General features: G+C 65.0%; 10 protein-coding genes and 1 pseudogene. 2 read left to right on the plus strand and 9 right to left on the minus strand.

The window, feature by feature from the left end; genetic code table 11:
• Positions 1 to 44: 44 nt before the first annotated feature.
• Positions 45 to 1457: a type I glutamate--ammonia ligase gene (glnA, locus tag RHOOR87_RS0111645; RefSeq protein ID WP_027485111.1), complete on the plus strand. Its 1413-nt coding sequence runs from the start codon at positions 45 to 47 to the stop codon at positions 1455 to 1457.
• 184 nt (positions 1458 to 1641) lie between these two features.
• On the opposite strand, the gene RHOOR87_RS0111650 is transcribed toward glnA, so the two are convergent.
• The 6 genes from RHOOR87_RS0111650 to RHOOR87_RS0111675 all read right to left on the minus strand — a co-directional run bounded on the left by RHOOR87_RS0111650 (position 1642) and on the right by RHOOR87_RS0111675 (position 7844).
• Positions 1642 to 1941 carry a hypothetical protein gene (locus RHOOR87_RS0111650; protein WP_007510190.1) on the minus strand — a complete coding sequence of 100 codons (300 nt, stop codon included), beginning with the start codon at positions 1939 to 1941 and terminating at the stop codon, positions 1642 to 1644.
• Positions 1942 to 2057: 116 nt separating this feature from the next.
• Positions 2058 to 2615, minus strand: coding sequence for a Panacea domain-containing protein (locus RHOOR87_RS0111655; RefSeq protein ID WP_231381779.1), 558 nt, complete (start codon positions 2613 to 2615; stop codon positions 2058 to 2060).
• A 333-nt stretch (positions 2616 to 2948) separates the two neighbouring features.
• Complete coding sequence (locus RHOOR87_RS0111660; protein ID WP_051281152.1) at positions 2949 to 4262, minus strand: carbohydrate porin; 1314 nt, start codon at positions 4260 to 4262, stop codon at positions 2949 to 2951.
• Positions 4263 to 4267: 5 nt separating this feature from the next.
• The gene (locus tag RHOOR87_RS0111665) at positions 4268 to 5659 is read right to left on the minus strand and encodes a cytochrome c (RefSeq protein WP_027485114.1); all 1392 of its coding nucleotides are present in this window, start codon (positions 5657 to 5659) and stop codon (positions 4268 to 4270) included.
• Positions 5656 to 7299 (minus strand): GMC family oxidoreductase, encoded by a 1644-nt coding sequence (locus RHOOR87_RS0111670; RefSeq protein WP_027485115.1) that lies wholly within the window; start codon positions 7297 to 7299, stop codon positions 5656 to 5658. The genes RHOOR87_RS0111665 and RHOOR87_RS0111670 overlap by 4 nt, the downstream gene beginning before the upstream one ends.
• 14 nt (positions 7300 to 7313) lie before the next feature.
• Positions 7314 to 7844 (minus strand): sugar dehydrogenase complex small subunit, encoded by a 531-nt coding sequence (locus RHOOR87_RS0111675; RefSeq protein ID WP_027485116.1) that lies wholly within the window; start codon positions 7842 to 7844, stop codon positions 7314 to 7316.
• Between the two features lie 238 nt (positions 7845 to 8082).
• Here RHOOR87_RS0111675 and RHOOR87_RS0111680 point away from each other — a divergent pair.
• Positions 8083 to 8298, plus strand: a pseudogene (locus tag RHOOR87_RS0111680) (hypothetical protein); the annotation flags it as partial.
• A gap of 120 nt (positions 8299 to 8418) precedes the next feature.
• Here the strand turns inward: RHOOR87_RS0111680 and RHOOR87_RS0111685 are convergent.
• The 3 genes from RHOOR87_RS0111685 to RHOOR87_RS0111695 all read right to left on the minus strand — a co-directional run bounded on the left by RHOOR87_RS0111685 (position 8419) and on the right by RHOOR87_RS0111695 (position 13352).
• Positions 8419 to 9792: an ATP-binding protein gene (locus RHOOR87_RS0111685; RefSeq protein ID WP_015446409.1), complete on the minus strand. Its 1374-nt coding sequence runs from the start codon at positions 9790 to 9792 to the stop codon at positions 8419 to 8421.
• 3 nt (positions 9793 to 9795) lie between these two features.
• On the minus strand, positions 9796 to 10485 hold the full coding sequence (locus RHOOR87_RS0111690; RefSeq protein ID WP_015446410.1) for a response regulator transcription factor: 690 nt from the start codon (positions 10483 to 10485) through the stop codon (positions 9796 to 9798).
• 194 nt (positions 10486 to 10679) lie between these two features.
• Positions 10680 to 13352, minus strand: coding sequence for a TonB-dependent receptor (locus RHOOR87_RS0111695; protein WP_027485118.1), 2673 nt, complete (start codon positions 13350 to 13352; stop codon positions 10680 to 10682).
• Between the last annotated feature and the right edge of the window lie 166 nt (positions 13353 to 13518).

Raw genomic sequence — 13518 nt, forward strand, 5'->3', positions numbered from 1 at the left:
CCATCCGCCTCATCCCGCTCATCCATCCACGTCGAGGTTGTTCCATGTCCACCGCCCACCACGTGCTCGACCTGATCCAGGAACACGAGGTCGAATTCGTCGACTTCCGTTTTGCCGACATGCTCGGCGTGCACCACCACGTCACCTTCCCGGCCCACGCGATCGACGAGTCGACGTTCGAGGACGGCAAGATGTTCGACGGCTCCTCGATCACCGGCTGGAAGGGCATCAACGAGTCGGACATGATCCTGCTGCCCGACCCGGACACCGCCCACCTCGATCCGTTCAGCTCGCACACCCAGCTGATCCTGCATTGCGACGTGCTGGAGCCGAGCACCATGCAGGCCTACGGCCGCGACCCGCGCTCGATCGCCAAGCGCGGCGAGGCGTACCTGAAATCCACCGGCATCGCCGACACCGCGTTCTTCGGCCCGGAGCCGGAGTTCTTCATCTTCGACTCGGTGCGCTGGCAGAACGACCCGGGCCGGGTGTTCTACGAGATCGGTTCCGAGGAAGCGGCGTGGTCCTCGCGCTACAAGTACGACGGCAACAACAGCGGCCATCGCCCGGGCGTGAAGGGCGGCTACTTCCCGGTCAGCCCGGTCGACTCGCTGGGCGACCTGCGCGCGGACATGTGCAAGGTGCTCGAATCGCTGGGCCAGACCGTCGAGGTGCACCACCACGAGGTGGCGAACGCCGGCCAGTGCGAGATCGGCGTGAAGTTCAACACGCTGGTGAAGAAGGCCGACGAACTGCTGACGATGAAGTACGTCATCAAGAACGTGGCGCACCAGAACGGCAAGACCGTCACCTTCATGCCGAAGCCGCTGGTCGGCGACAACGGCTCGGGCATGCACGTGCACCAGTCGCTGGCCAAGAACGGCGAGAACCTGTTCGCCGGCGACCTCTACGGCGGCCTCAGCCAGACCGCGCTGTGGTACATCGGCGGCATCTTCAAGCACGCCCGCGCGATCAACGCGTTCGCCAACTCCACCACCAACAGCTACAAGCGGCTGGTGCCGGGCTTCGAGGCGCCGGTGATGCTGGCCTACTCGGCCCGCAACCGCTCGGCGAGCTGCCGCATCCCGTACGTGGCCAGCCCCAAGGGCCGCCGCATCGAGGTGCGCTTCCCCGACCCGATGAACTCCGGCTACCTGGTGTTCACCGCGCTGATGATGGCCGGCCTCGACGGCATCATCAACAAGATCGACCCGGGCGCGCCGGCCGACAAGGACCTCTACGACCTGCCGCCGGAAGAGGAGAAGAACATCCCGCAGGTGTGCTCCAGCCTCGATGCCGCGCTGGAAGCGCTGGACAAGGACCGCGACTTCCTCAAGGCCGGCGGCGTGTTCACCGACGACTTCATCGATGCCTACATCGAGGTGAAGATGAAGGAAGTGACCAAATACCGCGCCAGCACGCATCCGCTGGAGTTCCAGATGTACTACTCGCTCTGAGCCGGCCCATCATGTGATGCGGACAACGGGCGCTTTGGCGCCCGTTGTCGTTTCGGCGGTGCCGCCAAGCTCGATGCGCTTGCTATTGAAACCCACCGCCTCGAATCCATCTACCAACCGAATTTGCGATCGTTCGGTTGTGGCTGCGTGTGGGACCCGCGGTCAGCGGTCGCTGCGGTGAAGATCATTCGTCGACGGCATCGACCCAGCCGTGGGCGACGATCAGATCCTTGATTTCTTTCGGTGTGTGCCTGGAAGACAGGCATGCACGAATGATCCGAGCCACGATGGCGCCGTCCATCATGTCGTGCTGTCTGAAAACACCGGACTCCACGGCTCTCACCAGCTTGGCGGCTTCTTCCAGCCGGCAGGTGCTGTACTTGACGTAGTTGGTCTGTTTCACGAACGGATGGTCGCCTGCGTACAGCAGACAGGCGGGGTCGTAATAGGCGTTCTGACGAACCGTGCTGAGGCTGACGAGCAAACACTTGAGTGGCTCGCCAAAGAGGTCTCAAAGCAGCACGAACAAATGACGCAGATCGGGTCGATCAATCGACCCGGACGGTATAAGCACCGTCGCGCGCTTGGTCGCGAAAAACATCAGATCGTGGCGAACAGACGATCCACGATCGCCGCCTCGGCCAGACGCTCCTGGGCTTCATTCGCCTGCTGCATGTTCCGGCCCAACGCGAGAAAGACATCGCGCGGCGGGATTGGGTTCATGGAACCCTTGGGGTCGGTCGATTCTCCACACATCGTGTGGGTGAGATCGCGAATCTCGTACTTGCCGAGCTGGCCGAAACGATCCCAGGTGTCGGTCAAAACCTCGATGTCGGCATCGCTGAGTGCACCCAATGAGTCACGATTCAGCGGCCCGTGTTTGGCCGAGCCGACCTCGTAACCGGCCCTGCCGGTGACCCAATGAGACCAATCGTTGGTATCCGAGCATTCGCCGTTGATGAGCTCCAACGTCCGCGACAACACTGGGCCGTGCGGCATCGAAACCATGCGGTCGCCGGAAATCGGCTCGTCGTAGCGATCCATGGATTCGCGGTCAGCTAGGTACAGAAGCTTCATGAGCTTCAGTACCGGCATGCTGCCGTGGCCCTTCTCGAGGAAGAACGCGGCCATCTGGGAAACTTTCTTTTCGTTGAACATGGCTTTGGCCTTCATCTGCCCCGGGAATCGGCGTTGCGATGTTCGCCAGACTTTTGCTTGTCGGGAATGGCTGGGTAACGGCGCCATCCAACTGATACGGATCAAAGGTAGTGGCTGAAGAGTCGGTGGCCGCGTGAGCCGCGGAAATGTCTGACTGATCAAGAAAAAAGGTACCACAAGCGAGCGGCCGAGAAGTCAAGATGGGCAGGGATGGTTGGGGCGCGTTCACGGCCCGGCACTTGGGCGCCGGCCACGTGCGGTGGTCGATCGGCGGTGCGCTCCGGTGCTCCTTCTCCGCGAAGGCGGGGGTGATGCCGAGCCCCGGCGTGCAATTCAGAACGTCACCTGCGTGTACAGGCCGATGACGAAAGCATCGGGGATGCCGCCGGTGCCGCCGGGGTGCATCACGTACTGCAGATTGGGGCGCAGGATGAGCCAGGGAGTGAGCTTGGCGCCGTAGTCGATCTCGGCGACGCTTTCGTAGCGCTGGATGCCGATGCTGCCGGGCGCCACCAGATCGCGGTCGCGCTGGTAGCGGGTCAGCCGCGGGTTGGTGCGGCCGCTGGCGACCATGAGCGAGACCACGTCGTCGTCGCGGCCGGGGAAGGTGCCCTGGTAGTGGCCACCGACGATCCAGAAGTAGCGGTACTTCGCGGTCGACGCATCGCCCACGCCGCCCATCGCGCCCAAGGTGAGCCCGCGTTTCGTGTCGGGCCCTTCACGGTAGACCATCTTGTCGACGATGAAGTAGCCGCCCGAGCGGCCATTGTGCTGCATGAAGCCGGCGCCGGTGAGGCCGGCCGACTGGCCATTGACGTCGGTGTAGACGTCCGGCGTGCCGACGGTGTTGTAGTACGCGCCGAGCTTGAGATCGGCGGGCAGCTGCCCGCTGCCGTAGCCGTTGGACCAGCCCACCTCGACCGGCAGGAACACGCCGTGATGCTTGAGGCTGAGGTTCCAGCCCTGGTCCTTGTTGCCGGCGTTGGGATTGTTGAGATAGGCGCCGACGGTGGCGTAGAAGTCCGGCGTGGCATGCCACTTCACGTGGCCGCCCCATTGCGCGGTGGGGTAGTTGTGCGCGCCGCTGTTGGTGGTCATCGCGTTGGCGTGGCCGCAGATGATGCCGTTCTGGAAATTGCAGAACGCAGGCAGTCGCGCGAAGTCGTCGCCCGCCGGCGACCAGCCCAACTCCATGAAGACCCGGTGGTCGAGGAAATCCTGTTGCCAGTTCAATGCGGCCAGGCGGAAGTTCTGTCCCGCGCCGTAGAGCTCCTGCACCGAGAACTGGTTGCCAATCGCGTCGGCCGACAGGCTGCGGCCGTCGCGCTCGGTGACGGTGAACTGGATCTTCGCGTCGGGCACGCCCCACAGCTTGTCGAGGTCGAAGTCCGCGCCGAGGTCGAGCTGCTGGGTGTAGCGCGCGGTCTGGCGATGGCCGCCGGAGAGGTTGCCCGCGCTCTCGGTGGTCCAGTGCGCGCGCAGGGTGGTGCCGTCGCCCTGCAGCTGCGTGCGCGTGCCGCCCCAGTCGCCGGTCAGCGTGGGTTGCCCAAGCCAGCCGCCGGCCTGCTGTGCCAGGGCCGGCAACGTGCACAGCCACAACGTGCTGCCGAGCGCCAGGCCGGGGATCGTGCAGGGTGGATGGCGCATGAGGGTCAGGCCGGGCCGGAGGAAGTCCGGCGCCGCTTGCGCCGGCGCCACAGAACAATGATGGCGAGGATCAGCACCACCACCACGACCATCGCCAGCAGGACCAGCGCGGCCAGGTGCGATGGCGCGCCGCCGGCGCGCAGGTTGGCGACCCGCGTCGCCGTGATCCGTGCGGCGGGGTTGCCGTAGCGCAGCGTCAGGTAATTGCCCAGGGTGGCGATCTGCTGGTCGCTCAGATCGCCCGCGAAGCCCGGCATGTGCACGCCGGAGTCGCCGGTCTGCCAGCGGATGCCTTCGAGGATCACCAGCACCAAGTTGCCGCTGGCGACGCGGCCGGTGGCGGTGTTGTGGAACAGCGGCGGCAGGCCGCCGTCGAAGCTGCCTTCGCCGCCGGCCTGGTGGCAGCTGGCGCAGTGGGCGTCGTACAACTGCTCGCCGCTCCACTGCTCCGCGTCGGCGGGCGGGGCGATGCCGCGCTGGTCGGCCATCCCGTCGAACGCGCCGCCCCAGCCGCCGACGGCGCGGGTGTCGGCCGGGTCGTGGCGTGCGGGTACCGTCTTCAGGTAGCTGGCGATCGCCTGCAGGTCGGCGGGTTCGAAGTGTTGCAGGCTGTGCTCGACCGCCTCGGCCATCGGTCCGGCGGCCTGCGCCTTGCCGCGGGCGTGGCCGAGCTGCAGGTAGTCGACCAGGTCCTGTTCGCTCCAGCCGCCGATGCCGCTGTTCGCGTCCGCGGTGATGTTCGGCGCCAACCAGCTGCCGACCATGCCGCCGGCCAGCTCGCGCGACGACCGCTCGGCCATCAGCAGGTTGCGCGGCGTGTGGCAGGTGCTGCAGTGGGCCAGCCCGCGCACCAGGTAGGCGCCGCGGTTCCATTTGGCGTCTTTGGCCGGATCGGGCGTGAACGGCTTGCGGTCGAGGAACAGCAGGTTCCACCCTGCCATCGACAGGCGGAGGTTGAACGGGAACGGCAGCCGGGTCAGTGCCGGCCTGTTGTCCACCGGCGCCACGCCGTGCATGAAGTACGCGTACAGCGCACGCACGTCGTCGTCGGTGACCTGCGCATACGACGTGTACGGCATCGCCGGATACAGGTGGGCGCCGTCGGCGCGAATACCCTTGCGCAGGGCGTCGCGGAACTGCGGCTCGGTGTAGCGGCCAATGCCGGCGGTGGTCGACGGCGTGATGTTGGTGCTGATGATGTTGCCGACCGGCGTGGGCACCGTCAGCCCGCCAGCGTACGGCTTGCCGCCGGGTGCGGTATGGCAGGCCACGCAGTCGCCGGCGGTGGCCAGGTACTGGCCGCGTTGCAGCAGGGTGGTGTCCGTCGTGTCGGCGGCATGGGCCGACGCAGTGACGAGCAGGGCGAGCAGCAGCCGGCCGCAGGTCGAAACGTTCATGCGAGGCTCGCCTCGCGCCCGCTGTCCGCCGTGGTGGTGCGCGATGCCTTCGCCGGCAGGATGTGCTCGGCGGTGCGCAGCGCCAGCGCCACGCCGGTGAGCGTGGAATTCATCGTGGCCGCGGTGGGCATCACGCCGGTGCTGCAGATGAACAGGTTCTCGTGGTCATGCGTGCGGCCGAACGCGTCGACCACCGAGCTCGCCGGATCGTTGCCCATGCTCATCGTGCCGGTGATGTGCTGGTTGTTGGCGAACTGGCCGTCCGCGCTGTAGCGCAGGCCGGTGCCGCCCATCAGTTCGGCGATGCGCGCGAAGTCGGCCTTGGACACGTCCGCGCCGCGGCGCGTGTAGTCGTCGATCGCGTAGTGCGCCTCGGGCTTGGGGATGCCCATGACGTCCTTCTCCGCGCTGAGCGTGATGCGGTTGTCGGGATTGGGCAGCACCTCCAGCACGTTCTTCACGTTGACCTGGCGCGCGGCGCGCCAGCGCAGCTGCTTCTCGAACTCCACGCCGTAGACGCCTTCCTTGATCAGGTCGCCGGTGACGTTGAGCACCTGCGAGATGTTGGTGAAGTCCAGCCGGTACGGCGCATGCTGCGAGCGGAACGCGCCGTCGCGCAGGGTGTTGATCGAACTGGGGCTCTGCGGGCCGCGGCCCAGCCACAGTTCCTCGTCGACGTAGAAGGTGAGCGAGGTGCTGGGGTGGTCCATCAAGTGGCGGCCGACCATGCCGGAGCTGTTGGCCAGCCCGTTCGGATATTTGTCGCTGGCCGACAGTAGCAGCAGCTTCGGGCTCTCGATGCCGTTCGCGGCGAGGATGAAAGTGGCGCCGGTGACGCGGTGTTCGCTCTTGTCCGGCGCGTAGTAGCGCACCGCCGCGATGCGCCCCTTCGCGTCGTGCTCGATGCGGAAGACCACCGCGTTGGGAACGACCTTGGCGCCGGCGGCCTCGGCCGCCTCCACCGCATTGATGCCGAGGTATTGCGCGTTGACCGGGCAGATCGGCTGGCAGCTGTTGTTGCCCACGCAGGCGGGGCGGCCGTCGTAGCCGCGGCTGTTGCGCGCCACGGTGTTGGCGACCACCGGGTAGGCCGGCGCCAGCCGCTCGCGGAAGCGGCGCATCGACCACGGCTCGGCCACCGGTTCCATCGGGAACGGATGCTGGCGCGGCGAACCGGTGTCGTCGGCGCCGGCCACGCCGAGGATCTCCTCCGCCTCCTGGTACCACGGATCGAGCTCCTCGTAAGTGAGCGGCCAGTCCACGCCGACGCCGTACAGGCTCTTGATGCGCACGTCGTTCGGCACCAGCCGCCACGCCTGCGCGGCCCAGTGCCAGGTGGTGCCGCCCACCGCGCGGATGTACTCGGCCTGGTAGGGATACGGCCCGGCCTGCTTCAGGTAGCCGTTGTCCTCGGGCACGTAGATCGGATGCGGCGCCCACGGCGAGGGCGGGTACGGCGCCATCCAGTTGCCCTTGATCGGCGAGTTGCGGAACGCAGCGACGACGCGGGCGCGCTCCAGCCGCGGCCCCGCCTCCAGAATCAGCACCGAGGCGCCTTGCTGCGCCAGCCGGCGCGCCGCCAGCGCGCCGATGATGCCCGAGCCGATCACCACGATGTCAGCCGATAGCTGTGCGGACATTCGGTTTCCACTCCTCAGATATTGGGCTTGCTGGTCCAGCTGCCGTACGCGCCGTAGGCGAAGGTGGGTGGCTTCAGCACGTCGGCCACGATCACCGCGTTGAGCGCGGTCTCGTAGGCGACGCAGCGCGCGCCTTCGCCGCTGCCCACCACGCCGAGCGCCCAGGCGCCGAGGATCTGCCGCGGCAGCGGTGCCAGCGGCGAATGCTCGCCGTCCAGCACGCCCTGCAACTGTTGCGGATCGATGTGGCGTTCGTTGAGCAGGGCCAGCAGCGCCTGCACGTCGGCCGGAAAGTTCGGGTGCGCGGCGGCGAGGGCGTCGTAGAGGCGGGTGGCCTGCGCGGCATCCAGCGCCTGCCGGCCGACCAGGATCGCGGAGAGCGCGGTGAACGCGCCGAGGTCGGCGCGCGGCGCGGGCTGCGCCAGCGCCCAGGGAATCAGCGAGGCGGTGTACGCGGTGAGCAGGCCCGCCAGCAGGCGGCGACGCGAGGGGTCGACGGGGCCGTTGCGGCGCGCGGCGACGCTGTCGGGTTCTTCCGGCGCCATTGACCCTCCCCCCTTGCGGATTGCCGTGCAGCTGGCGACTGGGACCGCTGCCAAGGCGGGGCCGACCTTACTCTGGTTACGGTGCAAGGCGACGTGAAGATTCGAGATGGTTGGGGGAATGTGGCGGAACGCATTGCTGCAAGAAATAACGGGATGCCGTCGACAGGCGTGGAGAGTGCCGAACCCTCGACGGGTGTCGACCGCATTCGATGGCTATTCAGTGGGCGCAGCGGCCGATGAAGAAGAAAAGACCATCCCGCAGGTGTGCTCCAGCCTCGACGCCGCGCTGGAAGCGCCGGACAAGGATCGTGACTTCCTCAAGACCGGCGGCGTGTTCACGGACGCCTGCATCGAGGTGACGATGAAGGCGGCCACCACGTGCCGCGCCAACACGCATCTGCCGGAGTTCCGGATGTATTGCCCGCCCCCGATCGCGGAGACATCGGGGGATTGAAAATGATGGGCGCTGCGGCACCCATCGTCTTTGGCGGTCGCGCGATAGGCGCCCCGTGGACCGGGGCGGCGGCCGGTCGCGTGTCTGCGTGCTGAATCGGCGCGAGGCCTTGCGCGGCGCCTAGACGGGTCGTTGAAAGTCGATTTGCACGGCGAGGCCGGGTTCGCCATCGCCCAGGCTTACCGTGATCTCGTGCAGCTGGGCGACTGCGGTCACGAGCGCGAGTCCGAGGCCGCTCCCGGGCGTGCTTCGAGAGGAGTCCAGGCGGACGAAGCGTTGCAGTACGCGTTCGCGCTCGTGCTTCGGGATGCCTGGTCCCGTGTCGCGAACAATCGCCCGGGCACATCCGGGCATCGGCAGCAACGACAGAAATACGGGTGTGTGGGGCGGGGTGTGATGCAGCGCGTTTTCGACCAGGTTGGCGAACATCTGCGTCAACAGCATCGCATCGCCGCGCACAATCGCGCCCGGATGGATTCGGGCATGAAGACTGCGGCCCTGATCCTCGAATACGGGTGCGAAGTCGCCGACCAGCACGCCAAGCAAGCCCGAGAGATCAACATCAGTGAAGTTTTCCTGCTGCTTCTGGTTCTCGATTTGCGCGATCCTGAGCAAAGCCGCAAAGGTAGCCAGCACATGGTCGACGTCGGCCAGGGCCGTCGTGCAGGATTCCCGGTAGCCTTCGACGCTGGTGACCTGAAGCGTCGTGGCTTCAAGCTTGTGGCGCAAGTGCGTCAAAGGTGTACGCAGATCGTGGGCGATATCGTTGGAGACCTGGCGCATGCCCTCCATCAGTGACTGAAGTCGGGCCAGCATTCGGTTCAGCGAGCGGGCGAGGCGGTCGAATTCGTCGTCGCGATCCGTTACCACGATTCGCGTGCCCAGATCGCCCTTGACGATGTTCGATGCGGCCTGAGTGATCGTCTCGACCTTGCTCAGGTAACTTCTGGCCGTAAGCACGCCACCGGCCAGTGCCAGCACCACGGCCGCGAGCCCGGCCCAGATGAAGGACTGCAACAGGAGTTCATTCAGTTGGTCCGCCTGCAAGGTCCCGTGGGCCACCGCCAGGATGTTGCCGTCCTCGAGACGGGACGAATTGATCAGAAGGTGGCCGGGCACGGAGTGCTTGCTATCGATATGGCGAAGTTCGTGCAACCTGGTCCAACCGAGTGACGGCGGCATCTTTGCCAGACTGCCCGCGATGCGATCGCCACGGGGGGAAAACAGTCCGTAGAAGAACGTTCCCTTTTGCGCATGAGCAACGGCTTTGTTGATCGAGGCCACGCGAATGCTGCCGGGCACGGCGGTCATTTCGCTCGATTCGTCGCTGATTTCCTGACGGAGTTGTGCGGTGACATAGCCGCTTACGGAAACCCAGGTAATCGCAAACAGCACGAGTGCCGCGAAGGCGAACGATGCGGCTTGCAGAACGCCGAGTCGAAATGCGGCGCTGTGCAACAGCCGGGAGATCTGCTCCTTGGTGCGGATGTTCACGATTCAGTGTCTGTCCGGCAAGCGCAGTATGTAACCTGCGCCCCGCACCGTATCAATGAGTTCGCCGCCGGGGAAGCCGCGGTCGATCTTGGCGCGAAGCCGGCTCATGTGCGTCTCCACGACGCTGGTCCGTGGATCGAATTGATATTCCCACACGTTTTCGAGCAGCATTGCGCGGGTGACGATGTGGCCGGCATGACGCATGAGGTATTCGAGCAGGCGGATTTCACGCGCCTGCAGGTCGATGACATGACCGCCCCGGCAGGCCTCGCGCTTGAGCAGATCCAGTTCGAGATCGGCCACGCGCAGCAGCGTCTCCGAAGGCGCCGCCATTTGCATCCGCCTTGCCAGCGAACCGACGCGAGCCGCCAGTTCGCTGAATGCGAAGGGTTTCGAAAGATAGTCGTCGGCGCCGGCGTCGATGCCTTCGACGCGCTGATCCACGTCGCCCAACGCCGTCAGCATCAAGACCGGCGTAACCACGCGTGCCGACCGCAACGCTCTCACCAGGCTCATGCCGTCAAGTCCCGGCAACATGCGATCGATGACGAGTACGTCGTGTTCCTGCGATGAGGCGCGCTGCAATCCTTCCCGGCCGTCCATCGTCTGTTCGACCACATGGCCAAGTTTCGTCAGCTCCCTGGTGATATAGGCCTGGGTCTCGGCGTCGTCTTCGATCAGCAGGATGTTCATGAGGCGATTGCTTCGCTGCGTCGGGCAGGGCTATCCAAAGTGCGCTCAAGGGCCAGCCGGTGCGGAAGCCGACTCCGATCAAACCGGCACGGCATGTGGAAGGACCGCCACACGCCCGTGGACCGGCCCGTTGAAGTTGGCGCGGTCCACAGTGGCTGGCGCGGTCGGATACCGGCATGTCGTCCCGGATCCGATCAGAACTCGAAGCGCACACCTGCCATGTAGGTTATCCCATAGAACTCGCGCTGGATCGGATGGTCCGGGGTGCCTTGATAGAATGCATGGGGCGTATCGAGCAGGTTCTTGGCGTAGAAATAGATCGACCAGTCTGCCGGAAACTCGTAGCTGGCGCTGAAGTCCATCGATGTGCGGCGTGCGTTGTAGATGTCGCTGGTGCGATCGGTGCCGATGCCGAACAGGTCGGACGATACCGAATACGCCGCCAGGTTCAGCGAGAGACCAGCGCGCTTGTAGAAGATCGAGGCGTTCCAGGTGTTCTTCGATGTCGACGGGAGCAGCGAATACTCGCCGGGACGGATCTGGATCCGCGAATTGACCCAAGTGTAGTTGGCGCTGGCACCCAGGCCATCGAGCCAGCCCGGCAGGTTGCGGAACTGTTGAACCCAGTTCAGCTCCAGGCCGCGCGCGTATGCGGAGCCGATGTTTTCGAACGTGAAGATATGGAACGGCTGCGGACTGCCCGGGTACAGGTTGTTGTTCGGCAGTGTCTGGGTCGTCTCGATCGGGATGATGTAGTTGGAGATTTCCTTGTCGAACACCCCGGCGGACATGATGCCGCCGCCGTCCAGGTAGTGCTCGATGCTGAAATCGAAGCTGTTGGCCGTCGCTGGTTTCAGCGACGGGTTGCCGGTGGTGACGATGCCCGAGCCCACGTCGATCGCCAGCGCCGGGTTGGCCTGGTTGAAGCCCGGGCGGCCAATGGTCGACGAATAAGCCGCGCGCAGGATCGTGTCGGGCGCCAGTTCATAGCGAAACTGGAGGCTTGGGAAGAAATTGTCGTAGTTGTGCTTGATGTTGATCGGATACGCGAATGGATTGCCGGAGGCGTCCATGCCGGCGGAGAATGCGCCGCTTCGATCATGCGTCTGTTCGAAACGAACGCCGGCGAGTATGCCGAGGTTGCCGTAGCTGCCCGTGTATTCACCGTAGGCCGCGGAAATGTCCTCATGCGCGTCGAGGTACTGCTGCTGGGCGCTCAATACATCGCCGGCCTCGATCGTGCCTTGGCCAAAGATGCCCCGCAAGACGCCGGGGGCGATATCCACGCCGTTCTGATAGAGCCCGTCGTAGTAGGTTTCGTTGGAACCGCTTGAGACGGCGGTCAATGGCAGGGCAGTGGGATTGAGCGTGTACGGTTGTGCCGTCGTCCGTTTATGCCGCTGGCGCACGCTCAGGCCGAACCGCAGGTTTTGATCCGTCAGGCTCCCCCAATTCACCGGCGTATCGGAATTGATGGCGTACGACATTTCACGGTCGAAGTTGTACGCCGTGCTGTTGCTGAGGCTGGTCAGTGCGTAGTTGGCCGGATCGAGGTAGCCCGGCGCGTTCGAGAGCGTGTAGACGGGAACGTGGCCGGGACCCGTCGGGCCGTACGTGATCTGCCCCGCTGGCGTGGAGGGGGAGTTGTACGTGAACGTGGAGTTGTAGTCGAAGGGCTTCTTGTACGTGCCCTCGACGTAGGCGACGTGATAGTCCACGGTCGTGTCGCCCAGGATGTTCTTGCCGCCCAGCATGTAGAGTCGCTCGGTGGACGTTTCCTGCTCGTCGCGCAGCGATTTGGTGATCGCGCCCGGGAAAGAGAGGGTGTCTTGCAGCGTTCCGTTCGACAGCACCGTGGTGTTGCCGTCAGGCAGGATGTCCATGAACTGGCGCTTGTATCTTTCGGTGTAGCCCGCATCGAAGGCACGGAAATACCAGTCGTTGTCGTCATCGGGCTGATAGTCGATATCCATCGCGTAGCCGTGGCGCCGGCGATGCAGCTCGTAATCGCGCTGCTCGATATCGTTCACCGCCTGGTACGGATGCGCCGAATCGTTGAAATAGGCGGGCTCGACGTCATCGATGCTGCGTGAATCGTTGTGGCCCGATGCCGTCAGGACGATCGAGAAGGGACCGAATCGGCCACCTCCCACCAGCGAGAATTCGCTGATCGGCGTGCCGCGCAGCGGCTCGTAACCGCCGCCCGCGCTGCCCTCGAAAAACGCGCCCTGCTCATCGGGGGCCCGTTTCGGCAGCACTTCGATCGTGCCGCCGAGGGCCTCCGCATCCTGGCTCGGCAGGTTCGACTTCGTCACCTTGACGGCGCCGATGAAGCCCACCGGGATGGAATCCAGGGCCACGCCGCGATAGCCGCCGAACGGCGAGGCATTGTTGGTGGGAAGAAGCCGGACACCAGCGTAGGTGGTGCTGTTCAGATCGGCGTCGAATCCGCGGATGTTGACATAGCGACCTTCGCCCTCGTCGGTTTCCAGCGAGATGCCGGGAATGCGGCGAACGGCTTCGGCGGCACTCACATCCGGCAGCGCCCGGATTTGTTCCTCGGTACGAATATTGATCAGGTTGGGCGCGTTTTCCTGCGTCTTGCGGGCAATGTCATCGGACGTGCGCGGGGCTACAACACTGACTCCCTGCAGGTCTTTTACTTCCTGCTTGGACTTCTGCCTGTGCTGGCGATCGGCGCCACTTGCGTTGGCAGTGTCGCTCGCTGTCGATCCGTCATGCGCCGGGGCCGGCGTATCCGACGCCGTAGCCGCAAAAGCAAACACATCCGTCGGCGCGCTCAGTGCCCCGAGACACGAGAGGATGGTGCAACTAAGCAGGGCAACGCGTAATTTTGAACGGTGCATCGAGCTGGCCTCAATCGGGGACAAACCATCCGTTCCACCGCGCGGAGCGTGGTGGGGCTGGGGAGTGGGAAGTCCCTCGAAGCTAGGCGGGGGCTGTGACAGACAAGTTGCTGCGCACTTACCGATCCGTAAGCTGCCGATGCGTGGTCCTTCTGGCTAGACTCGC

The sequence above is a fragment of the Rhodanobacter sp. OR87 genome, assembly GCF_000473345.1.
In the GTDB taxonomy this organism is placed as follows: domain Bacteria; phylum Pseudomonadota; class Gammaproteobacteria; order Xanthomonadales; family Rhodanobacteraceae; genus Rhodanobacter; species Rhodanobacter denitrificans.